The sequence below is a fragment of the Streptomyces sp. NPDC053076 genome (assembly GCF_044546845.1).
Classification (GTDB): Bacteria; Actinomycetota; Actinomycetes; order Streptomycetales; family Streptomycetaceae; genus Streptomyces.
This window is the reverse complement of the sequence record NZ_JBITZL010000002.1, coordinates 1,371,145-1,392,674: the sequence shown is the minus strand read 5'-3', so window position 1 is coordinate 1,392,674 and position 21,530 is coordinate 1,371,145. Positions and strand designations below refer to the sequence as shown.

Annotated in this window: 20 protein-coding genes; 8 read left to right on the top strand and 12 right to left on the bottom strand. The window is 71.3% G+C overall.

Annotated elements, in window-relative coordinates; translation table 11 throughout:
* Window positions 1-75 precede the first annotated feature (75 nt).
* Entirely contained in the window at window positions 76-2,670 is a 2,595-nt protein-coding gene (locus ACIGYR_RS13510) for an FHA domain-containing protein (RefSeq protein ID WP_399595010.1), read from the bottom strand.
* Window positions 2,671-2,923: 253 nt separating this feature from the next.
* On the opposite strand from ACIGYR_RS13510, the gene ACIGYR_RS13505 reads away from it, so the two are divergent.
* Both ACIGYR_RS13505 and serB read left to right on the top strand, forming a co-directional pair.
* Window positions 2,924-4,903 carry a streptophobe family protein gene (locus ACIGYR_RS13505; protein ID WP_399595013.1) on the top strand — a complete coding sequence of 660 codons (1,980 nt, stop codon included), beginning with the start codon at window positions 2,924-2,926 and terminating at the stop codon, window positions 4,901-4,903.
* Between the two features lie 476 nt (window positions 4,904-5,379).
* Complete coding sequence (gene serB, locus ACIGYR_RS13500) at window positions 5,380-6,603, top strand: phosphoserine phosphatase SerB (RefSeq protein WP_399595016.1); 1,224 nt, start codon at window positions 5,380-5,382, stop codon at window positions 6,601-6,603.
* Between the two features lie 93 nt (window positions 6,604-6,696).
* Here the strand turns inward: serB and ACIGYR_RS13495 are convergent, their stop codons facing one another.
* The 4 genes from ACIGYR_RS13495 to ACIGYR_RS13480 form a co-directional block, all read right to left on the bottom strand.
* Window positions 6,697-7,215, bottom strand: a complete 519-nt coding sequence (locus ACIGYR_RS13495; protein ID WP_399595020.1) for a SixA phosphatase family protein — start codon at window positions 7,213-7,215, stop codon at window positions 6,697-6,699.
* Between the two features lie 78 nt (window positions 7,216-7,293).
* The gene (locus ACIGYR_RS13490) at window positions 7,294-7,500 is read right to left on the bottom strand and encodes a hypothetical protein (RefSeq protein WP_391839651.1); all 207 of its coding nucleotides are present in this window, start codon (window positions 7,498-7,500) and stop codon (window positions 7,294-7,296) included.
* 170 nt (window positions 7,501-7,670) lie between these two features.
* Complete coding sequence (locus ACIGYR_RS13485) at window positions 7,671-7,790, bottom strand: SGM_5486 family transporter-associated protein (RefSeq protein WP_272921377.1); 120 nt, start codon at window positions 7,788-7,790, stop codon at window positions 7,671-7,673.
* Window positions 7,791-7,846: 56 nt separating this feature from the next.
* Window positions 7,847-9,151 (bottom strand): CynX/NimT family MFS transporter, encoded by a 1,305-nt coding sequence (locus tag ACIGYR_RS13480; RefSeq protein WP_399596487.1) that lies wholly within the window; start codon window positions 9,149-9,151, stop codon window positions 7,847-7,849.
* A 124-nt stretch (window positions 9,152-9,275) separates the two neighbouring features.
* On the opposite strand from ACIGYR_RS13480, the gene ACIGYR_RS13475 reads away from it, so the two are divergent.
* A complete protein-coding gene (locus ACIGYR_RS13475; RefSeq protein ID WP_391839649.1) occupies window positions 9,276-9,968 on the top strand; it encodes a FadR/GntR family transcriptional regulator in 693 nt (230 codons plus the stop codon).
* Here ACIGYR_RS13475 and ACIGYR_RS13470 read toward each other — a convergent pair.
* From ACIGYR_RS13470 to fabG, 3 genes are all read right to left on the bottom strand, one after another.
* Complete coding sequence (locus ACIGYR_RS13470) at window positions 9,946-10,299, bottom strand: hypothetical protein (RefSeq protein WP_391839647.1); 354 nt, start codon at window positions 10,297-10,299, stop codon at window positions 9,946-9,948. The two genes, ACIGYR_RS13475 and ACIGYR_RS13470, sit on opposite strands and share 23 nt — an antisense overlap.
* Window positions 10,300-10,549: 250 nt before the next feature.
* On the bottom strand, window positions 10,550-11,317 hold the full coding sequence (gene fabI / locus ACIGYR_RS13465) for an enoyl-ACP reductase FabI (RefSeq protein ID WP_391839645.1): 768 nt from the start codon (window positions 11,315-11,317) through the stop codon (window positions 10,550-10,552).
* Between the two features lie 5 nt (window positions 11,318-11,322).
* Complete coding sequence (fabG, locus tag ACIGYR_RS13460) at window positions 11,323-12,027, bottom strand: 3-oxoacyl-[acyl-carrier-protein] reductase (RefSeq protein ID WP_391839644.1); 705 nt, start codon at window positions 12,025-12,027, stop codon at window positions 11,323-11,325.
* A 248-nt stretch (window positions 12,028-12,275) separates the two neighbouring features.
* Here fabG and ACIGYR_RS13455 point away from each other — a divergent pair, with 248 nt between their 5' ends.
* Genes ACIGYR_RS13455 through tyrS form a run of 3 tightly spaced genes read left to right on the top strand, consistent with a single transcriptional unit; the run spans window position 12,276 to window position 16,514 of the window.
* Window positions 12,276-13,799, top strand: coding sequence for a TldD/PmbA family protein (locus ACIGYR_RS13455; RefSeq protein ID WP_399595026.1), 1,524 nt, complete (start codon window positions 12,276-12,278; stop codon window positions 13,797-13,799).
* The gene (locus ACIGYR_RS13450; RefSeq protein ID WP_391839640.1) at window positions 13,796-15,190 is read left to right on the top strand and encodes a metallopeptidase TldD-related protein; all 1,395 of its coding nucleotides are present in this window, start codon (window positions 13,796-13,798) and stop codon (window positions 15,188-15,190) included. Before ACIGYR_RS13455 ends, ACIGYR_RS13450 begins: the two co-directional genes overlap by 4 nt.
* 55 nt (window positions 15,191-15,245) lie before the next feature.
* On the top strand, window positions 15,246-16,514 hold the full coding sequence (gene tyrS / locus ACIGYR_RS13445; RefSeq protein ID WP_399595030.1) for a tyrosine--tRNA ligase: 1,269 nt from the start codon (window positions 15,246-15,248) through the stop codon (window positions 16,512-16,514).
* Between the two features lie 263 nt (window positions 16,515-16,777).
* On the opposite strand, the gene ACIGYR_RS13440 is transcribed toward tyrS, so the two are convergent.
* The gene (locus tag ACIGYR_RS13440) at window positions 16,778-17,059 is read right to left on the bottom strand and encodes a GlsB/YeaQ/YmgE family stress response membrane protein (protein ID WP_391839636.1); all 282 of its coding nucleotides are present in this window, start codon (window positions 17,057-17,059) and stop codon (window positions 16,778-16,780) included.
* 244 nt (window positions 17,060-17,303) lie between these two features.
* Here ACIGYR_RS13440 and ACIGYR_RS13435 point away from each other — a divergent pair, with 244 nt between their 5' ends.
* Window positions 17,304-17,717, top strand: a complete 414-nt coding sequence (locus ACIGYR_RS13435) for a DUF3099 domain-containing protein (RefSeq protein WP_399595033.1) — start codon at window positions 17,304-17,306, stop codon at window positions 17,715-17,717.
* A 225-nt stretch (window positions 17,718-17,942) separates the two neighbouring features.
* Window positions 17,943-18,161, top strand: coding sequence for a hypothetical protein (locus tag ACIGYR_RS13430; protein ID WP_399595036.1), 219 nt, complete (start codon window positions 17,943-17,945; stop codon window positions 18,159-18,161).
* 12 nt (window positions 18,162-18,173) lie between these two features.
* On the opposite strand, the gene moaA is transcribed toward ACIGYR_RS13430, so the two are convergent.
* From moaA to ACIGYR_RS13415, 3 genes are all read right to left on the bottom strand, one after another.
* Window positions 18,174-19,163, bottom strand: coding sequence for a GTP 3',8-cyclase MoaA (gene moaA, locus ACIGYR_RS13425; RefSeq protein WP_399595038.1), 990 nt, complete (start codon window positions 19,161-19,163; stop codon window positions 18,174-18,176).
* A 171-nt stretch (window positions 19,164-19,334) separates the two neighbouring features.
* Window positions 19,335-20,960, bottom strand: coding sequence for a cation acetate symporter (locus ACIGYR_RS13420; RefSeq protein WP_399595041.1), 1,626 nt, complete (start codon window positions 20,958-20,960; stop codon window positions 19,335-19,337).
* Complete coding sequence (locus tag ACIGYR_RS13415) at window positions 20,957-21,313, bottom strand: DUF485 domain-containing protein (protein ID WP_391839627.1); 357 nt, start codon at window positions 21,311-21,313, stop codon at window positions 20,957-20,959. The genes ACIGYR_RS13420 and ACIGYR_RS13415 overlap by 4 nt, the downstream gene beginning before the upstream one ends.
* Between the last annotated feature and the right edge of the window lie 217 nt (window positions 21,314-21,530).

Sequence of the window (21,530 nt, the reverse complement as noted above, 5' to 3'; positions counted from 1 at the left end):
CTCGACGACGCGACGACGTGACGCCGAAGGGCGGCACCCCGGGACCGGGGTGCCGCCCTTCGGCGTCGGGCGCGGTCACTTGCGCATGACCTCCGGCTCGTGGCGGCGCAGGAAGCGCGCCACGAAGAAGCCGCAGATCACACCGAGCGCGATCAGCGCGACCATGTCCAGGCACCAGGCCGAGGCCGCGTGGTCCCACAGCGGGTCCGTGCTGGTCGGGTCGTCGGTGTTAGGGGCGATGTTGTTGAAGTCCAGCGTGGCGCCGGCCGCGGCCACCGCCCAGCGCGACGGCATCAGGTACGAGAACTCGTTGACGCCGAGCGTGCCGTGCAGGGTGAAGAGGCAGCCGGTGAAGACGACCTGGATGATCGCGAACATCACGAGCAGCGGCATGGTCTTCTCGGCGGTCTTCACCAGCGAGGAGATCACCAGGCCGAACATCATCGAGGTGAAGCCGAGCGCCATGATCGGCAGGCACAGCTCGAACAGCGTCGAGCCGCCGAGGACGAGCCCCTCCTTCGGGATCTCCCGGCTGGCGAAACCGATGACACCGACCATCAGGCCCTGGAGCACCGTGACGGCACCGAGTACGACCACCTTCGACATCAGGTACGCCGAGCGGGACAGGCCGGTCGCGCGCTCCCGCTCGTAGATCACCCGCTCCTTGATCAGCTCACGGACCGAGTTCGCCGCGCCCGCGAAGCACGCGCCGACGGCGAGGATCAGCAGCACGGTGGTGGCGGTGCCGTTCGGCACGTGCGTGTGGGTCTTCGGGTTGATCGTCTCGTTGACCAGCAGACCGTGGCTGTGGTCGATCAGCAGGCTGACCGCGCCGAGGACCGCGGGCAGGATCACCGTCAGCGCCAGGAAGCCCTTGTCGGAGACGATGACCGACACATAGCGCCGGACCAGGGTCATCAGCTGCGAGCCCCAGCCCTGCGGCTTGGGCGGCTTCACCGCCTGCGGCACCGGCACGGGTACGGACTGCGGGGCGATCGCGTCGATCTCGGCGGCGTACATCTGGTAGTGCTGCGAGCCCTTCCAGCGGCCCGCCCAGTCGTAGTCGCGGTAGTTCTCGAAGGCGGAGAAGACGTCGGCCCAACTGTCGTAGCCGAAGAAGTTCAGCGCCTCCTCCGGCGGGCCGAAGTAGGCGACCGCGCCGCCCGGCGCCATGACCAACAGCTTGTCGCACAGCGCCAGCTCGGCCACCGAGTGGGTGACGACGAGGACCGTGCGGCCGTCGTCGGCGAGCCCGCGCAGCAGCTGCATGACGTCACGGTCCATGCCCGGGTCGAGACCCGAGGTCGGCTCGTCCAGGAAGATCAGCGAGGGCTTGGTGAGCAGCTCCAGTGCCACCGACACACGCTTGCGCTGGCCACCCGAGAGTGAGGTGACCTTCTTGTCCTTGTGGATGTCGAGCTTCAGCTCGCGCAGCACCTCGTCGATGCGGGCGTCGCGCTCCTGGCCCGTGGTGTCGGCCGGGAAGCGCAGCTTGGCCGCGTACTTCAGGGCCTTCTTGACGGTCAGCTCCTTGTGCAGGATGTCGTCCTGCGGGACCAGACCGATGCGCTGGCGCAGCTCGGCGAACTGCTTGTACAGGTTCCGGTTGTCGTAGAGCACCTCGCCCTGGTTGGCGGGCCGGTAGCCGGTCAGCGCCTTGAGCAGGGTCGACTTGCCGGAACCGGACGGGCCGATCACGGCGATCAACGACTTCTCGGGGACGCCGAAGGAGACGTCCTTGAGGATCTGCTTGCCGCCGTCGACCGTGACGGTCAGGTGGCGGGCCGAGAACGACACCTCACCGGTGTCGACGAACTCCTCGAGACGGTCGCCGACGATGCGGAACGTGGAGTGACCGACGCCGACGATGTCGCTCGGGCCGAGCAGCGCCGAGCCGCCCTTCGCGATCGGCTGGCCGTTGACGTACGTGCCGTTGTGCGAGCCGAGGTCGCGGATCTCGAAGCGGCCGTCGGGCGTGGCGTGGAACTCGGCGTGGTTCCGGGAGACCTGGAGGTCGGAGACGACCAGGTCGTTCTCCAGGGCACGGCCGATGCGCATGACGCGGCCGAGCGCGAACTGGTGGAACGTGGTCGGGCTGCGGTCGCCGTGGACCGGCGGCGCCCCCGCGCCACCACCGGGCATCTTCTGCGCGTACTGGTCGGCGGGGCCGGCCTGCTGCTGCGGGAACGCGGGCGGCTGCTGCCAGCCCGCCTGGGCCGCCTGCTGATGCGCCGGCGCCTGGTGGGGCACGGCCTGCTGCGGGACCACCTGCTGCTGTGCGGGTGCTTGCTGGGCGCCCTGCTGGACCCAGCCGGGCGCACCGGCGCCCTGGGCCGCGTACGGCGCCGACTGCTGGTCCGGGCCGCCGACCGGTGCCGCGGCCCCCGACAGATTCAGCCGCGGTCCGTCGGTCGCGTTGCCGAGGTACAGCGCCGAGCCGGGGCCGATCTCCATATGCTGGACCCGCCGGCCCTGCACGAACGTGCCGTTGGTGCTGCCGTGGTCCTCGACGACCCAACTGCGGCCGTTGAAACTGACCGTGGCGTGTCGCCAGGAGACCCTGGCGTCGTCGAAGACGATGTCACCCTGCGGATCGCGTCCGAGGGTATATGGCCTGGACGGGTCGAGCGTCCAGGTCCGTCCGTTTGATTCCAGTACGAGTTCCGGCACTCCATGCCCCACTGAGTTGTCCCCCGAGTTGTCCCCATCGCAGGGAGTCTAGGGATGTCGAACATCGTGGGGAACTATTTCAGGCTCCGCCCCCTGACCGAAACCCGGGCCTTGCCAGACACTGCCGCGCGCGCTTCAACTCGCCCCGTTGACGGGGTTGAAACCGGGCCGGAAAGTGGTAATCACCGCGAGGGGGACAAGCGCGGCCATCGGCGCCGCGGCGTGGATCGGGGGCTCTGCGATGAGTGCTGTCATGGGCGTCGAGACCGCGCGGCACCGTGCGCGGCTGCCCTGGGGGAACATCCTGCTGTCCGCGATCGCCGCCGTGAGCTGGGCGTTGACCGGCATGGCGGGCACGGCCGCGCTCGGTCTGCATCTGCTCCAGGCGGATTCCGCCGGATCGCTCGGCCCCATGACGGCGGCCGTGGTGGCTCTCGGGGCGGGTGGTTCGGTCTCTCCGGCAGGCGATGTGTCCGCTTCCGGACTGAACGGCGCCGAGGCCCACACCGCCGTCGAGATCACGCCACTCGGAGTGAGCCTGGTCGGGGCCCTGCTCCTGTCATGGTTCTTCCTGCGGTCCCTGCGGGCGGCGGGAGTTGTGATGCCGCCGGCCGAACTCCTCGCGCGCGCGGGCTCGGTGGCCGTGCTCTTCGTGACGATGCTCGGCGGTCTCGCCTGGGCCGGCCACGACGTCATCACCATCGACGGCGGCTCGCTCGGCCTGGACAGCCTGCCGGGCGGGGACGGCGAGCGAGGCGGCGGGCTGAGCGTTCCGGGGCTCGGCGACGTGAGCGGACTGCTGCCGGACCGGATCGGCGACCTGATCGACGCCAAGGCGGCCGTGGGCTTCACCGTGGACACCTCGGCCACGCTCCTCGGCGGCCTCGGCTGGTGCGCCGGCGTCCTGCTGATCGCGCTGCTCGCCGCCCGCCGCGCTCCCCTGCCGCCCGGCTGGGGGGCCGTGCACCGGGTGGTCCGCCCGGCGGTCTCGGCGCTCGTCACCGTCCTGCTGGTGGCCGTGGCGGCGGGGCTCGCGGCGGCGGCGTACGCGGCACTCGGTGACGACCATCCGCGGCGGATCGCCGGCGCGGCGCTGCTCGGCGCGCCGAACGGGGTCTGGCTCGGCGTGCCCCTCGGGCTGTTCGTCCCCTGGGACGGCAGCGCCACCGGCGTCCTGGGTGCCCTGCTTCCGCACCCGCTGGACCAGCTCCTCGACGGGCGGTCCGATCAGCCCGTGACGGTGGACCGGCTGGCCGGGCTGGACGGGCGGGTGTGGCTGCTGGCGGTGGCCGCGGCGCTGATGATCTTGCTGGCCGGGGTGCTGACGGCGGCCCGCACCCCGGTGCTACGGCCCGCCGACAGCGCCCTCGGCTTCGCCGGCCGGTGCGCGCTGCGGCTGGGTGTCGCCACCGCGCTCGTCCTCCCGCTCCTCGCCCGGCTGACGGACGTGTCCGTGGACGCCGCCCTGTCCGTCCTCGGCTTCGACGCGTTCGGCGCGGGCCTCGACCTGCACGGCCGCCTCGGCCTGGCCCTGCTCCTCGGCGCCGCCTGGGGCACGGGCGCCGGCGCGGCGGGCGCCCTGCTGGCCTGGACGAGCGGGGCGGCGGGAACGAGAGCGGCACGCGCGGCGGTGGTGGGCGCGACGGCGGGTGCGGCGACGGGTGGCACGGCAGCGGGTGCCGCGGCAACCGGCACGGGGGCAGTGGGCACGGCGACGGGTGGCACCGCGACGGGTGGCGGGCAGCACGACGCCGGGTACGGCGGTACCGGGGACGGCGATGCAGGGTATGCCGGTGACGGGCACGGGCACTCCGGGCACTCCGGGAACGGAGTTACCGGGTACGGCGGTGACGGGGATGCCGGGCACTTCGGGGACGGCGATGCCGGGTATGGCGGTGGCGGGTACGGCGGTCACAGGTACGGCGGTGGCAGCGACGCCGGGCACTGCGGGTACGGCCCCGCGGCCGGGCCGTACGTGCCGGGCAGGCCGTACCGGGCCCCGAACCCCGGCACCAACCCGTACCTGCGGATGCCGGAGGAGCCGCGGGACTTCTGGCCGCCCGCCGCCGGACAGGACGTGTACGACGCCCCCACCATCGCCGGACCTCTGGGGCCTCCTCCCCCGCCACCGCGGAAGCGACTGCCGCCGCGGCCGGGTGAGCGCCCGCCGGGGACCGCGGACGACGGACCGCCTCCCCCGCCACCGCCCGGGGAGCCCAAGCGGCGCGACTGAGCGGCGCGACTGAGCGGCGCGGGACCGGGCGGGGCCGGGCGGACACCGGGACCGTGCGGGCCCCACGGTGGACGACCGTCTTCGGCGTCGCAACGAGAGCCACCGGGACGGGCGACCTGGCCGCCGCGGGAGGAGAACCCGCGTGGACAGGACCCCGCACGCGTCGGTGGCCTGCGGGGATCGCCGACGTCGGTGTGCGCGGATCGCCGACGTCGGCCTGCGGGGGTCGCCGACGTCGGTGTGCGCGGATCGCCGAGGTCGGCCTGCTTGGACCGCCCTTGTCGGCCCGCCATGGATCGCCGACGTCGGCCTGTCGTGGCACGCTCGTGGGGGAGCCGGGGCGTGTCCGCCGCACGCGCGCGGCGCCGCTTCCCGGTGGCAAGATCCCTGACACCGGCCCGCCACCCATTGTTCCGTGTCCGTCAGGCGGACCTCGGCGGCGAGCGGCACTGGGTGCCGGATACGGTGGTGACACCATGAGCGCTTCGCAGACCTCCGACGCACAGACCTCCGAGGCCCCCACCCTCCTCGTCAAGATCTTCGGCAAGGACCAGCCGGGCATCACGGCGGGCCTCTTCGACACCCTCGCCGCCTACCTCGTCGACGTGGTCGACATCGAGCAGGTCGTCACCCGGGGCCGCCTGGTGCTGTGCGTGCTGGTGACCCAGCCGCCGGCCGGCCTGGAGGGTGACCTGCGGGCCACCGTGCACAGCTGGGCCGAGTCGATGAGGATGCAGGCGGAGATCATCTCGGGGCACGGCGACAACCGTCCCCGCGGCCTCGGGCGCTCCCTGGTGACCGTCCTGGGTCATCCGCTCACCGCCGAGTCGACGGCCGCGATCGCCGCCCGGATCGCGAAGGCCGGCGGCAACATCGACCGTATCTTCCGGCTGGCCAAGTATCCGGTGACCGCGGTGGAGTTCGCGGTGTCCGGCGTGGAGACCGAGCCGCTGCGCACGGCCCTGGCCTCCGACGCCGCGGCACTGGGTGTCGACATCGCGGTGGTCTCGGCGGGTCTGCACCGGCGCGCCCAGCGGCTGGTGGTCATGGACGTGGACTCGACCCTGATCCAGGACGAGGTCATCGAGCTGTTCGCCGCGCACGCCGGCTGTGAGGACCAGGTCGCCGAGGTGACGGCGGCGGCGATGCGCGGGGAGCTGGACTTCGAGCAGTCCCTGCACGCGCGTGTGGCGCTGCTGAAGGGGCTGGACGCGTCGGTGGTGGACAAGGTGCGGGAGCAGGTCCGGCTGACGCCGGGCGCGCGCACCCTGATCCGCACCCTGAAGCGGCTCGGCTACCAGGTGGGCGTCGTCTCCGGTGGCTTCACGCAGGTCACCGACGATCTGCAGGAGCGGCTGGGCCTGGACTTCGCGCAGGCCAACACGCTGGAGACCGTCGACGGCAAGCTGACCGGCCGGGTCACCGGCGAGATCGTGGACCGGGCGGGCAAGGCGCGGCTGCTGCGCCGCTTCGCCGCGGAGGCCGGGGTGCCGCTGTCGCAGACGGTGGCGATCGGTGACGGCGCCAACGACCTGGACATGCTGAACGCGGCGGGTCTGGGCGTGGCCTTCAACGCCAAGCCGGTGGTGCGGGAGGCGGCGCACACAGCGGTGAACTTCCCCTTCCTCGACACCGTCCTGTACCTGCTCGGCGTCACCCGCGAAGAGGTCGAGGCCGCCGACACGCACGACGAGGGCTGAGCGGGGCCGGCCGGCGCCGGTCACCGGGAGGGCCCGGCACCCTGTGGTGTGTGCCGGGCCCTGCGCAGTCCGGCGTGCCGGGCCGGCATCGGGTCACTCGGAGGGGGCCCAGTAGTCCGTGAGCGTGGCCACGCCGGGCTCGACGCCCTTCCACGGGCCGTCGTAGGACAGCAGGACGAAACCGGCGGCGGGGAAGCCGCGGCGGTTCATCCGTTCCCGGGCGTCACCCTCGGCCGAGCCGGCGAGAATGTCCGCCAGGCCGTGCACGCCGGGGTTGTGGCCGATCATGATCACGCTTCGCACGTCGTCGGGAAGCTCGTTGAGCACGGCGATCAACTCACCGGGCGAGGCCTCGTAGACCCGCTCCTCGTAGACGGTTCTCGGCCGGTGCGCCAGCTCGTGGACGGCGAGCTTCCAGGTCTCGCGCGTGCGGGTCGCCGTGGAGCACAGGGCCAGGTCGAAGGCGATGCCGGTGTCGGCCAGCTTGCGTCCGGCGACTGCGGCGTCCGTGCGGCCCCGCTCGGCGAGCGGGCGCTCGTGGTCGGCGACCTGGGGCCAGTCGGCTTTCGCATGCCGGAAGAGGACGATCCTGCGGGGTTCTGCGACGCTCATGTGACCCAGCTTCGCATGAAACAGGCCACCCGGCGCAGGGAGTTGACATGCGGATTCACCGTGCGAGGAGGCTTGCCGTCAGCGCGTGAGGAGCTGCTGCGCGTGCTCCAGGAGACGAGCGATCGCCGGGTCGTCGCTCGCCGCGTGGGCGTCCGACGGGTTCAGTATGAGCGCGAGCAGCACGAGGAACCCGAGGGCGGGCAGGGCGAGCGCCCACCAGGGCAGCCGGATGTCGACGCCGCCCGTGGTCGCCGGGTGGGGGCGGGGGTGGGTGCGGGCCGGCATGATCGCCTCCGTGGGTCCTCGAGCGGGTCCGTGACCGCGTGGTGCGGTCACCTCTCGAAGCTACGGAATCCGGGGTCGCCAACCCATCCGGTGTTCCACCCAGTTGACCCTGACCCTGGCCCCCTAGGGGATGGGGGGCCAGCCCCACCGTCCGCCGGGAGAGGCCGCCGTCAGGGGGAGGCGATGGTCGCCACGACGGCGATGATCACGAAGATGGCGAGGAACGAGCCGAAGACGAGCAGCAGCTTCTTCTGGCCGTTCTTCGGGTTCGGGTCGAGCACAGGCTGCATGCGCCCAGTCTCGCACCCCGCCACCCGTCCGGGGGTGCCGGGGCAGCCGGGGCCGGTCAGCGTGTCGTCTCGCCCTCGATCGTGCGGTCACGGCTCGTCTCGTCCTCGATCGTGCGGTCACGGCCCGCCAGCACCCCCACCACCATCTGCGGCACCATCAGTGCCGCCATGAGAGCGATCGGCAGCCCCCAGCCGCCGCTCTGCTGGTAGAGCACGCCGACCAGCAACGGGCCGGGGATGGAGATCAGGTAGCCGGTGCTCTGGGCGAAAGCGGACAGCTGGGCCACGCCCGCACCGCTGCGGGCCCGCATACCGACCATCGTCAGGGCGAGCGGGAAGGCGCAGTTGGAGACGCCGAGCAGCAGGGCCCAGACCCAGGCGCCGCCGGCCGGGGCGAAGTACAGCCCGGCGTATCCGGTGAGGCCGCAGGCGCCCAGGACCAGCACGATCGGACCCTGGTGGGGCAGCCGCGTGGCGACCCGCGGGATCACGAAGGCGAGCGGCACGCCCATCACCATGGTGACGGCGAGCAGCACACCCGCGGTGCCCGCCGGGACGCCGGCGTCCCGGAAGATCTGCGGCATCCAGCCCATGGTGATGTAGGCGGCCGTGGCCTGGAGGCCGAAGAAGACGGCGAGCGCCCAGGCGGTGCGGCTGCGGGAGATGCGCAGCGGGACGTGCTGTTCCGTCGTCCCGCGCGCGGGCTCCTGCGACTGCGCGGCGGGCCTGTCGCGTTCCCGGACCAGCGGCAGCCAGGGCAGCACGGCGGCGGCGGCGACGGCCGCCCACACGGCGAGGCCGGACTGCCAGTCGCCGCCCATGGCGTCGGTCAGGGGGACGCTCACCGCGGCGGCGAGGGAGGTGCCGAGAGCGAGGGCCATCGAGTACAGGCCGGTCATGGAACCGACCCGGTCGGGGAACCAGCGCTTGACGATGACCGGCATCAGGACGTTGCTGACGGCGATGCCCATCAGGGCGAGCGCGCTGGCGGCCAGGAATCCGGCCGTGTTGCCGACGTAGGGCCGTATGAGCAGGCCGGCGGTGATGGCGGCCATGCCCGCGCACACCACTGCGGCCGGTCCGAAGCGGCGGGCCAGGCGGGGCGCGGTGACCCCGAAGACGGCGAAGCAGAGCGGGGGCACGGAGGTGAGCAGGCCGGCCACGCTGCCGCTCATGCCGAGCCCGTCGCGGACCTCCTCCAGGAGGGCGCCGAGGCTCGTGATGGCCGGACGGAGGTTCAGCGCGGACAGCACGATGCCGACGACGACCAGCCGGGTCGCCCACGCGCGCGTGCGGCCCGCTCCGGGGGTCGTCTCGAGTGTGCTCGTCTCGGTGGTCCTGCCGCGGTCGGTCGGTGACATCGCCGTACGGGTCTCCACTGTCCGGGTTTCCTCACTAGCCATGAGACACATCATAGAATCATGGGATGATTGCCTGTCCATCCTCGGTGCCTCCGCGCCCGGGTTTCTCGTGCGAAGGTGGGCCATGCCTTTGAGCCACCCGCGCCGTTCGGCGCTGTCCGAGCAGGTCATCGCCGCACTGCGCAACCAGATCACCTCCGGCGAGTGGCCGGTCGGCTCACGCATCCCGACCGAGCCGGAACTGGTCGAGCAGCTCGGTGTCGCCCGCAACACGATCCGCGAGGCCGTCCGCGCGCTCGCCCACAACGGTCTGCTGGACATCCGCCAGGGCTCGGGCACCTACGTCGTGGCCACGAGCGAGCTGGCGGGCGTGATGCACCGCCGCTTCGCCGGTGCCGACCCGCGGCACATCGCCGAGCTGCGCTCCACGCTGGAGTCGGCCGCGGCGAAGCTGGCGGCCGAGCGGCGCACCGAGAAGGACCTCAAGCAGCTGGACGCCCTGCTGGCCCGGCGCGAGGAGGCTTGGGAGACCGGCGAGGCGGAGCCCTTCGTGACGGCCGACGCCACCTTCCACCTGGCCGTGGTGGCCGCGTCCCACAACGACGTGATGACGGCGATGTACGCCGACCTGGGCGAGGTGCTGCGGGACTGGCTGCGCGCGGACGTCGGGGCGGAGCTGACACCGGAGACGCACATGGACCACACGCGCCTGGTGGACGCGATCCGCGCGGGGGACGCGGAGGCGGCGGCGATGGAGGCCGCGAGCTATCCGTTCCTGTGCGACCCGGGCCGGTTCAGCGCGCCTTCTGGTGGCTGACCCAGACCGAGCGGATCTCCTTCCAGCACCGGCCGGTGAGCCGTACGGTCATCGCGGGACCGGCGTCCACCGGAGCGCTGTCGGTGTCGACGTCCCACCAGCGGGCGCACTCGATGTGCAGACGCACCCGGTCGATGTCCACGTAGGGGTTGTGGCAATAGGCCACCACATGGGAGCCGTGCACGGTCGTACGGCACGAGGCGCCGAACCGGCTCGGCGCGGGCGGCTTGCCGTGCCCCACGCGCGCGTGGGGCAACGCGTCGTACGGCAGCGACAGGACGAGGGCCAGCGCCACGGTCACCGGGGCCAGGCTGCGGCGGGGCAGGCGCACAAGGGGACCTCCTCGGCCGGGCTGCGGAGGGACGTGCGAGGGAAGGCTTAATCCCTTAATCCAGGGTGCGCCGCCGGCGCGGCGACGGCCCGGCCGGTGAGCCGAACGGGTGACGTGACCGACGTGGTCCCATGGCGGCACCGGTGACCGGAAGGGTGCGTGGCCGGCCGGTGGAGGCCGGTGGCCCGACGGGTGACGCCCCGCTCCCCGCTCGTGGCGGGAAACGGGGCGTCGGTGAGCCTCGCGGGGGTCAGGCGCCGATGGCGTGCAGACCGCCGTCGACGTGGATGATCTCGCCCGTGGTCTTCGGGAACCAGTCGCTCAGCAGGGCGACGACACCGCGGCCGGCCGGCTCCGGGTCCTTCAGGTCCCACTCCAGCGGGGAGCGGGAGTCCCACACGGAGGCCAGGTCCGCGAAGCCCGGGATGGACTTGGCGGCCATGGAGCCGATCGGGCCCGCCGAGATGAGGTTGCAGCGGATGTTCTGCTTGCCCAGGTCGCGCGCCATGTAGCGGCTGGTGGCCTCCAGCGCGGCCTTGGCCGGGCCCATCCAGTCGTACTGCGGCCAGGCGTACTGGGCGTCGAACGTGAGGCCGACGACCGAGCCGCCGTTCTGCATCAGCGGCAGGCAGGCCATGGTCAGCGACTTCAGCGAGAACGCCGAGACGTGCATGGCGGTGGCCACCGACTCGAACGGCGTGTTCAGGAAGTTGCCGCCGAGCGCGTCCTGCGGGGCGAAGCCGATGGAGTGGACGATGCCGTCCAGGCCGCCCAGCTCCTCGCCGACGACGTCGGCCAGGCGCGCGAGGTGCTCGTCGTTGGTGACGTCCAGCTCGATGACCTTGGTCGGCTTCGGCAGCTTCTTGGCGATGCGCTCGGTCAGCGTGGGCCGCGGGAACGCGGTGAGGATGATCTCGGCGCCCTGCTCCTGGGCGAGCCTGGCGACGTGGAAGGCGATGGAGGACTCCATCAGCACACCGGTGACCAGGATGCGCTTGCCCTCGAGAATTCCGCTCATGGTGATCAGTGACCCATTCCCAGTCCGCCGTCAACAGGGATGACGGCTCCAGTGATGTACGAGGCGTCGTCCGAGGCGAGGAACCGCACCGTCGCGGCGATCTCCTCCGGCTGTGCATAACGGCCGAGCGGCACCTGAGACACGATCTTCTCGCGCTGCTCGTCGGTGAGCGCCTTGGTCATGTCGGTGTCGACGAAGCCGGGCGCGACGACGTTGAAGGTGAGGTTGCGCGACCCCAGCTCCCGGGCGAGGGAACGCGCGAAGCCGACCAGGGCGGCCTTGGAGGCGGCGTAGTTCGCCTGTCCGGCCGAGCCCAGCAGGCCGACCACGGACGAGATCAGGACGACGCGGCCCTTCTTCGCCCGCAGCATGCCGCGGTTGGCGCGCTTGACGACGCGGAAGGTGCCCGTGAGGTTGGTGTCGATGACCGAGGTGAAGTCCTCCTCGGACATGCGCATCAGGAGCTGGTCCTTGGTGACGCCGGCGTTGGCGATCAGAACCTCGACCGGGCCGTGCTGGTCCTCGATCTCCTTGTAGGCCTGCTCCACCTGCTCCGGGTCGGTGATGTCGCACTTGACCGCCAGGAAGCCGGCCGGCGGCTCACCCGAGCGGTACGTGATCGCGACCTTGTCGCCGGCGTCGGCGAAAGCGCGGGCGATGGCGAGGCCGATGCCCCGGTTGCCTCCGGTGACGAGAACCGAGCGGCTCAACGGATCACCCTTTCCATAGCGGTCTGATGCGGTCCTGCAACCCGCCCGAACACGTGGATGACAGGCGGCTTCACCGAAAACCTATCGGTAGCGCCATGCGCCCAGAGAAGCGGGCACCGACAGTGGCTCGGGGGTGTCACTGTCGGATCCCTACAGAATGAGCCCGTCCGGTACCCAAACCTGTGGTCCGCCGGCCTGCTCCCGCGACATGATCGGACCCGACAGGCCACGACAGCAGGGAGACCTCCGTGCCTCATTCCATCGACGAAGCCTTCACTGCGCTTCCGCTACGGGCCCTCGCCGACGCCGCGCTGGCACGCGCGCGTGCGCTGGGGGCCGAGCACGCGGACTTCCGGTTCGAACGGGTGCGCAGCGCGTCCTGGCGGCTGCGGGACGCCAAGCCCGCCGGATCCTCGGACACCACCGACCTCGGTTACGCGGTCCGCGTCGTGCACGGCGGTACGTGGGGCTTCGCCTCCGGGGTGGATCTGACCATGGACGCCGCCGCCCGGGTCGCCTCCCAGGCGGTGGCCATGGCCAAGCTGTCCGCCCAGGTGATCAGCGCGGCCGGCTCCGACGAACTGGTGGAGCTGGCGGACGAGCCGGTGCACACCGACAAGACGTGGATCTCCTCGTACGAGATCGACCCGTTCTCGGTGCCGGACGAGGAGAAGGCCGCCCTGCTCGCGGACTGGAGCGCGCGGCTGCTGGCCGCGAACGGCGTCAACCATGTCGACGCCTCGCTGCTCACCGTGCACGAGAACAAGTTCTACGCGGACACCGCCGGGACGGTGACGACCCAGCAGCGGGTCCGGCTGCATCCGCAGCTGACCGCCGTCTCGGTCGACGAGTCGAGCGGCGAGTTCGACTCCATGCGCACCATCGCTCCGCCGGCGGGGCGCGGCTGGGAGTACCTGACGGGTACCGGCTGGGACTGGGACGGCGAGCTGGAGCGGATCCCGGAGCTGCTCGCCGAGAAGATGCGGGCGCCGAGCGTGGAGCCGGGCCTGTACGACCTGGTGGTCGATCCGTCCAATCTGTGGCTGACCATCCACGAGTCCATCGGCCACGCCACCGAGCTGGACCGCGCCCTCGGCTACGAGGCCGCCTACGCCGGCACCTCCTTCGCCACCTTCGACCAGCTCGGCAAGCTGAGGTACGGCTCGGAGCTGATGAACGTCACCGGTGACCGTACCGCCGAGCACGGGCTCGCGACCATCGGCTACGACGACGAGGGCGTCGAGGCGCAATCCTGGGACCTGGTGAGGGACGGCACGCTGGTCGGCTACCAGCTGGACCGGCGCATCGCTCGGCTGACCGGCTTCGACCGGTCCAACGGGTGCGCGTACGCCGACTCCCCCGCCCATGTGCCGGTGCAGCGCATGGCCAACGTCTCGCTCCAGCCGGATCCGGCCGGGCTGTCCACCGAGGACCTGATCGGCGGGGTCGACCGGGGCATCTACGTCGTCGGCGACCGGTCCTGGTCGATCGACATGCAGCGCTACAACTTCCAGTTCACCGGCCAGCGCTTCTTCAAGATCGAGAACGGGCGGATCACGGGGCAGCTGAAGGACGTCGCCTACCAGGCCACGACCACGGACTTCTGGGGGTCGATGGCCGCCGTCGGCGGGCCGCAGACCTACGTCCTCGGCGGTGCCTTCAACTGCGGCAAGGCCCAGCCGGGCCAGGTGGCCGCCGTGTCCCACGGGTGCCCGTCCGCCCTCTTCAAGGGCGTCAACATCCTCAACACCACCCAGGAGGCCGGCCGATGAGCGCCCGCACCCACAAGCCGCACGAGGTCGTCGAGCAGGCCCTGGCGCTGTCCCGCACCGACGGCTGTGTCGTCATCGCCGACGAGCACTCCACGGCCAACCTGCGCTGGGCGGGCAACGCGCTCACCACCAACGGTGTGACGCGGGGCCGTACGCTCACCGTGATCGCGACCGTGGACGGTAAGCAGGGCACCGCCTCCGGTGTCGTGTCCCGGTCCGCGGTGACCTCGCAGGAGCTGGAGCCGCTGGTGCGGGCCGCGGAGGCCGCCGCGCGCGGTGCCGGGCCGGCCGAGGACGCGCAGCCGCTGGTCAGCGGGGTACCGCAGGCCCAGGACTTCACGGACGCGCCCGCCGAGACCTCCTCGGCCGTGTTCGCCGACTTCGCCCCGGCGCTCGGCGACGCCTTCGCGCGCGCGCGTGCGGGCGGCCGGGAGCTGTACGGCTTCGCCAACCACGAGCTGGTGTCGACGTACGTGGGGACGTCCACCGGGCTGCGCCTGCGGCACGACCAGCCCACCGGCACGCTGGAGCTGAACGCCAAGTCGCCGGACCGTACGCGCTCGGCGTGGGCCGGCCGGTCCACCCGGGACTTCAAGGACGTCGACCCGGGCGCGCTGGACGCCGAGCTGGCCGTACGGCTCGGCTGGGCGGAGCGGCGCGTCGAGCTGCCCGCGGGCCGGTACGAGACGCTGCTGCCGCCCACCGCCGTGGCGGATCTGCTGATCTACCAGCTGTGGTCGGCCTCGGGCCGGGACGCGGCCGAGGGGCGGACGGTGTTCTCCAAGCCCGGCGGCGGCACGCGGGTCGGCGAGAAGCTCTCCGAGCTGCCGCTGACCCTGCGCAGCGACCCGAACGAGCCGGGGCTGGAGTGCCCGCCCTTCGTGGTCGCCCACTCCTCCGGCGGCGACCAGTCGGTGTTCGACAACGGGCTGCCGACGCACGCCACCGAGTGGATGGGTGAGGGTGTGCTGAAGCACCTGACGACCACGCGGCACAGCGCGGGCCTCACCGGGCTGCCGGTCGCCCCGGTGCTCGGGAACCTCATCCTGGACGGTGGTGGTGACCGTTCCCTGGAGGAGATGGTCGCGGACACCGAGCGCGGGCTGCTGCTGACCTGCCTGTGGTACATCCGCGAGGTCGATCCGGCGACGCTGCTGCTCACCGGCCTGACCCGGGACGGCGTCTACCTCGTGGAGAACGGGGAGGTGACCGGGCAGGTGAACAACTTCCGGTTCAACGAGTCGCCGGTGGGCCTGCTGGGCCGGGCCACGGAGGCCGGGCGGACGGAGAAGACGCTGCCGCGGGAGTGGAGCGACTGGTTCACCCGGGCCGCGATGCCCGCGCTGCGGATCCCCGATTTCAATATGAGCTCTGTCAGTCAGGGCGTATAACCTCGTAGTCGGCTGTCACCCGACCGCCGAGGATCATCGAGGAGACACGAGAACCGTGACGGACATCGTCGACGAGCTGAAGTGGCGTGGGCTCATCGCCCTCTCCACGGACGAGGACGCACTGCGCAAGGCGTTCGCGGACGGCCCCGTCACGTTCTATTGCGGCTTCGACCCGACCGCGCCCAGTCTGCACCTCGGCAACCTCGTGCAGATCCTGACCATGCGCCGGATCCAGCAGGCGGGCAACCGCCCGCTGGGCCTGGTCGGCGGCGCCACGGGACTGATCGGCGACCCGAAGCCGACCGCGGAGCGCACGCTGAACTCCCCCGAGGTCGTCGCCGGCTGGGTCGAGCGGCTGCGCGCGCAGATCGAGCCGCTGCTCGACTTCGAGGGCCCGAACGCGGCGATCATGGTCAACAACCTGGACTGGACCCAGGGCATGTCGGCCATCGAGTTCCTCCGGGACATCGGCAAGTACTTCCGGGTCAACAAGATGATCGCCAAGGAGGCCGTCGCCCGGCGTCTCAACTCCGACGCGGGCATCAGCTACACCGAGTTCAGCTACCAGATCCTGCAGGGCATGGACTTCCTGGAGCTGTACCGGCGCTACGGCTGCACGCTGCAGACCGGTGGCAGCGACCAGTGGGGCAACCTCACGTCGGGCACGGACCTGATCCACCGGGCCGAGCCGGACGCCGTGGTGCACGCGCTGGGCACCCCGCTGATCACCAAGGCGGACGGGACCAAGTTCGGCAAGACCGAGTCCGGCACGGTGTGGCTGGACCCCGAGATGACCACGCCGTACGCGTTCTACCAGTTCTGGGTCAACGCGGACGACCGGGACGTCTCCAAGTTCCTGCGCATCTTCAGCTTCCGCTCCCGCGAGGAGATCGAGGAGCTGGAGCGGCAGACGGAGGAGCGTCCGCAGGCCCGGGCGGCGCAGCGGGCGCTCGCCGAGGAGCTGACGACCCTGGTGCACGGCGCCGACCAGACGGCCGCGGTGATCGCCGCGTCCAAGGCGCTGTTCGGCCAGGGCGAGCTTGCGGAGCTGGACGAGAGGACGCTGGCCGCGGCGCTGTCCGAGGTACCGCACATCCGGGTCGCCGAGCCGGCCCCGGTGGTCGACCTGCTCGCCGAGGCCGGCCTGGTGGCCAGCAAGTCCGCCGCCCGGCGGACGGTGAAGGAGGGCGGGGCGTACGTGAACAACGTGAAGGTCGCCGCGGAGGACGCGGTGCCCTCGCGGGAAGACCTGATTCACGGGCGCTGGCTGGTGCTGCGGCGTGGCAAGAGGAACCTGGCCTCCGTGGAGGTCACGGGCGCCTGACCGGCTCAGGGAGTCCGGCGTCCGAGCGCCGTGGGCGACGCACGACGCCGACGGCCGCGGTGCCGGGGGGGGCCGGCCGTCTGCGTCCGAGCGCCGCGGACGACGCTGACGGCCGCGGTGCCCGGGGGTCCGGCCCGGGCGGGGCGTGGGTGAGCTCGGCGGCTGCGGCTTCGTCGCGGCTGGTCGCACAGTTCCCCGCGCCCCCTTCAGGGCGCGGGCCGGGTCGGTTCCACGGCGTCCGGCTCCAGGGCGTCGGACAGCGCTCAGGCCCGCTGGTACTTCCTCTTGCCCAGCGTCGCCATGTACAGGGCGTCCACGGCCGCTACGATGATGATCGCGGCCACCAGCTGGAAGATGTGCCTGCTCCAGTCGATCCCCCGGGTCGCCTCCACGCCGACCGCACGGGCCACCGCGTTGCCCACGATGGCGCCCAGCATGCCGCAGATGGTGGTCAGCCACAGCGGGCTGTGCTGCTTGCCCGGAATGATCGCCTTGGCGATGAGGCCCAGCACGAATCCCACGATGATCGCCCACAACCAGCCCATGGCTGCCTCCTCGTACGGCTCGACGTGAGCATTACGGCCAGTGTGGTGGGGTCCGCCGTACGGCGCATGTCGGGTTCCCCCGTACGCGCGCCACGGCGGGAGGCGTCGCCGCAGGCCGAGCGCGACCCGGTCTCGAAGGCGGCGGGCGCGCGGCGTACCGTGGAGATGTCCTGGCCGGTTTTCCGCCGGGTGGGGACAAGGATGCGGGCCGGGGCGAGTCCGTGCGGGCGAATGGTGGGTTGTGATGCGGAAACAGCACGGCGGCAGCGGCCAGGTGTTCCGGATCACCGGTGCCCGGACCGGCCTCGCCGAGGACGTCCGGGGCCGGCAACGGCGGTATGTGATCTCGATGTCGGTCCGCACCGTGTCGGTGATCCTCGCGGCTTCGCTGTGGAACGTCGAGCGGCACGTCGCCATCGTCGCGCTCGTGTTCGGTGCGCTGCTCCCCTATGTCGCCGTCGTGATCGCCAATGCGGGCCGCGAGAGGCCGCCGTCGCTTCCCTCGACGTTCGTCGTCGCGCCGGCGCGTCCGATGATCGCGCCGCCGCGGACCGACGACGAACAGGCGGAACAAGCTGAACCGGCACGGGAATCCGTCCCGGAGGACGTGCCGACGAGCGAGGCCGGAGTGCGCGGTGAGCGCCCCGACCCGGTGTGAGCACGACGGACGGGTCGGAAGCGGAACGCGACCCCCCGTCAAGCTCAAGAAAAGCTCAGATCAATCCTGCTGTTCCGGTGCCGGGCGGTGGGGTACCCGTGACATACTGCGTACGCGCTCCGCATCCCCCGTCGGAGCGACGGACCGACGCCGGGCAGCTCCCCCCGTGGCTGCCCGGCGTCGCCTTGTCTGCGCCCATTCGTGAGACGACCTCGAGACGAAGCCGTGAGTGACGAGACCCCGATCTGCTCCGCCAAGGGCTGCCATGCCGACGCCGTCTGGGTGCTGGCGTGGAACAACCCCAAGATCCATACGCCGGAGCGGCGCAAGACGTGGCTCGCCTGCGACGAGCACCGCGAGCATCTGTCGCAGTTCCTCGGCGTCCGGGGGTTACTGAAGGACGTCGTGAAGTTCGGCGACTGGCGGGCGGCGGAAGAGGGGTAGCGGCCGGCCGGGCTAGCCGCCGATCGCCGACATCGGGCGATCCGGCTGGACGAACGAGGGGTCGTCCAGGCCCGCGCCCGCCTTCTTGCCCCACATCGCCAGCCGCCAGATGCGGGCGATCTCCTCGTCCGGCGCCCCGGACCGCAGGGCGGCGCGCAGGTCGGTCTCCTCGGTGGCGAACAGACAGCTGCGTACCTGACCGTCGGCGGTGAGACGGGTGCGGTCGCAGGCCGCGCAGAACGGGCGGGTGACCGAGGCGATCACACCGACCCGGTGCGGGCCGCCGTCGACCAGCCAGCGCTCCGCCGGTGCCGAGCCGCGCGCGTCGGCGCCCTCGGCGGTGAGTTGGAAGCGGGTGCGCAGGGAGGCGAGGATGTCCCCGGCGGTGACCATGCCCTCGCGCTTCCAGCCGTGCTGGGCGTCCAGGGGCATCTGCTCGATGAAGCGCAGCTCGTATTCGTGCTCCACCGCCCAGGCGAGCAGGTCTGGGGCCTCGTCCTCGTTCAGGCCCGGCATCAGGACCGAGTTGACCTTGACGGGGGTCAGTCCGGCTTCGCGGGCGGCTGTCAGGCCCTCCAGCACGTCCTTGTGGCGGTCGCGGCGGGTGAGTGTCTTGAAGACGTCCGGGCGGAGGGTGTCCAGGGAGACGTTGACCCGGTCCAGGCCCGCCGCCTTCAGGGCCGTCGCGGTGCGCTTGAGGCCGATCCCATTGGTGGTGAGGGACATCTGGGGGCGCGGGGCGAGGGCCGCGACGCGCTCGACGATGCCGACCAGGCCCGGGCGGAGCAGGGGCTCGCCGCCGGTGAAGCGGACCTCCTCGATACCGAGCGTCCGAACCGCGATGTCGATCAGGCGGACGATCTCGTCGTCCGTCAGCAGGTCCGGCTTGGCCAGCCATTGCAGGCCCTCCTCGGGCATGCAGTACGTGCAGCGCAGATTGCACCGGTCGGTGAGCGAGACCCTCAGGTCGGTGGCCACTCGGCCGTAGGTGTCGATGAGCACGTGGGCCCCCTTCCCTCTACCGGTCATCACGTTCGGTCAGATGTGCGTGCTGCTTCATCTGCGAGCCTACGTGACCGCGCCGACATAGACAGCGGCCTGATCCCACGAGGTACGACGCGGCCGCGTCGTAGGACCGTACAGTCCTGCCCGACGCGGCCGTCCGTACGAATCTCAGTGCGCTCCGGTGCCGGTCAGGGACCGCACCTCCAGTTCCGCGTACTTTCCGGCGTCCGGGACCTCCTTCGACAGCAGGGTGCCCACGACACCGAGCAGGAATCCCACGGGGATGGAGATGATCCCGGGGTTCTCCAGCGGGAACCAGTGGAAGTCGACGTCGGGGAACATCGAGGTCGGCTTGCCGGAGACCACCGGGGAGAACAGCACCAGGCCGACCGCGGTGATCAGGCCGCCGTAGATCGACCACAGGGCGCCCGCGGTGGTGAACCGCTTCCAGAACAGGCTGTAGAGGATGGTCGGCAGGTTGGCGGAGGCGGCGACCGCGAAGGCGAGGGCCACCAGACCGGCCACGTTCAGGTCGCGGGCCAGGGCGCCGAGCACGATCGAGACCGCACCGATGCCGACGGTCGCCCAGCGGGCCGCACCCAGCTCCTGCTTCTCGGTGGCCCGGCCCTTCCTGATGACGTTCGCGTAGATGTCGTGCGCGAACGAGGACGACGAGGCGAGGGTGAGACCGGCGACGACCGCGAGGATCGTGGCGAAGGCGACCGCGGAGATGGTGGCCAGCAGGACGGCTCCCCAGTTGGAGTCGACGCCGCCCAGATGCAGCGCGAGGAGCGGTGCCGCCGTGTTGCCCGCCTTGTTGGAGGCGATGATCTCGTCCGGTTTGATCAGTGCGGCGGCACCGAAGCCGAGGGCGAGGGTCATCAGGTAGAAGGCGCCGATCAGGCCGATCGCCCAGATCACGGACTTACGGGCGGCCTTGGCGGTGGGCACCGTGTAGAAGCGGATCAGGATGTGGGGCAGACCGGCGGTGCCCAGGACCAGGGCGATGCCGAGCGAGAGGAAGTCCAGCTTGCTGGTGCCCGAGGCCCCGTACTTCAGTCCGGGCTCCAGGAACGCGCTGCCCTTGCCGCTGTTGTCGGCGGCCTTGCCGAGCAGGTCCGAGATGTTGAAGTCGAACTTGAGCAGCACCAGGAAGGTCAGCAGCAGGGCGCCGATGATCAGCAGCACCGCCTTGACCATCTGCACCCAGGTGGTGCCCTTCATGCCGCCGATGGTGACGTACACGATCATCAGCACGCCGACCAGCGCGACGATGCCGATCTTGCCGCCGTCGCTGGTGATGCCGAGGAGCAGGGAGACGAGGACGCCTGCGCCGGCCATCTGGGCCAGCAGGTAGAAGATCGAGACCACGATGGTGGAGGTGCCGGCGGCCGTGCGAACGGGTCGCTGGCGCATCCGGTAGGCCAGCACGTCGCCCATCGTGTAGCGGCCGGAGTTGCGCAGCGGCTCGGCGACCAGGAGCAGGGCGACGAGCCAGGCGACGAGGAAGCCGATGGAGTACAGGAAGCCGTCGTAGCCGAAGAGGGCGATGGCACCGGCGATGCCGAGGAAGGACGCGGCGGACATGTAGTCGCCGGAGACGGCGAGGCCGTTCTGGAAGCCGGTGAACTGCCGTCCGCCGGCGTAGAAGTCGGCGGCGTCCTTGGTCTGCCGGCCCGCCCAGACGGTGATGACGAGGGTCGCGACGACGAACACCGCGAACAGGGTGATGATCAGCGTCCGGTGCTCGCTCGCCTCGCCGGCGGCCAGCAGGGTGTGCTGTGCGGGGCTCATGCTCCGCCCTCCATCCGGGACTTGATCGCCTCGGCCTTGGGGTCGAGCTCGGCGGCGGCGTGCCGCGCGTACCACCAGGCGATGAGGAACGTGGTGAGGAACTGGGCAAGGCCCAGGACGAGTGCGACGTTGACGTTGCCGACCACCTTGGTGCCCATGAAGCCGCCCGCGTAGTTGGACAGCAGGACGTAGAGCAGGTACCAGGCGATGAAGGCGATGGTCAGCGGGAAGGCGAAGGAGCGGTGGGCGCGGCGCAGTTCACCGAACTCCGCGCTCTGCTGCACCTCGGTGAACTCCTCGGTGGAGGGAAGGCGGGCTGGGGATTTCGCGGGCGGCGGTGTCTCGGTTGCCACGGAGTCTCCTCGCGTCACGGACATGCGCTTTCTGACCTCACAGGGACGGGGATCACATTACAGCGAGTCACCGATCGTCTCTCTGCTGTGATTCCGGCGGGGGCCACGTTCCTGAGAGGGCCCCCGTCCACGGTCACGGCGCCACGCGTGGAGCGGTTCAACTCCGCCTGACTCTTTCGGAGATCAGCCTCGGGAGATAGCTTCGCCCTGCACCACC

Coding starts and splice junctions, on each gene's coding strand:
- ACIGYR_RS13505 (WP_399595013.1), top strand. CDS start 2,924: ATGGGCGTCGAGACCGCGCGGCACCGTGCGCGGCTGCCCTGGGGGAAC.
- serB (WP_399595016.1), top strand. CDS start 5,380: ATGAGCGCTTCGCAGACCTCCGACGCACAGACCTCCGAGGCCCCCACC.
- ACIGYR_RS13495 (WP_399595020.1), bottom strand. CDS start 7,215: ATGAGCGTCGCAGAACCCCGCAGGATCGTCCTCTTCCGGCATGCGAAA.
- ACIGYR_RS13490 (WP_391839651.1), bottom strand. CDS start 7,500: ATGCCGGCCCGCACCCACCCCCGCCCCCACCCGGCGACCACGGGCGGC.
- ACIGYR_RS13485 (WP_272921377.1), bottom strand. CDS start 7,790: ATGCAGCCTGTGCTCGACCCGAACCCGAAGAACGGCCAGAAGAAGCTG.
- ACIGYR_RS13480 (WP_399596487.1), bottom strand. CDS start 9,151: ATGTCACCGACCGACCGCGGCAGGACCACCGAGACGAGCACACTCGAG.
- ACIGYR_RS13475 (WP_391839649.1), top strand. CDS start 9,276: ATGCCTTTGAGCCACCCGCGCCGTTCGGCGCTGTCCGAGCAGGTCATC.
- fabI (WP_391839645.1), bottom strand. CDS start 11,317: ATGAGCGGAATTCTCGAGGGCAAGCGCATCCTGGTCACCGGTGTGCTG.
- ACIGYR_RS13450 (WP_391839640.1), top strand. CDS start 13,796: ATGAGCGCCCGCACCCACAAGCCGCACGAGGTCGTCGAGCAGGCCCTG.
- ACIGYR_RS13440 (WP_391839636.1), bottom strand. CDS start 17,059: ATGGGCTGGTTGTGGGCGATCATCGTGGGATTCGTGCTGGGCCTCATC.
- ACIGYR_RS13435 (WP_399595033.1), top strand. CDS start 17,304: ATGCGGAAACAGCACGGCGGCAGCGGCCAGGTGTTCCGGATCACCGGT.
- ACIGYR_RS13420 (WP_399595041.1), bottom strand. CDS start 20,960: ATGAGCCCCGCACAGCACACCCTGCTGGCCGCCGGCGAGGCGAGCGAG.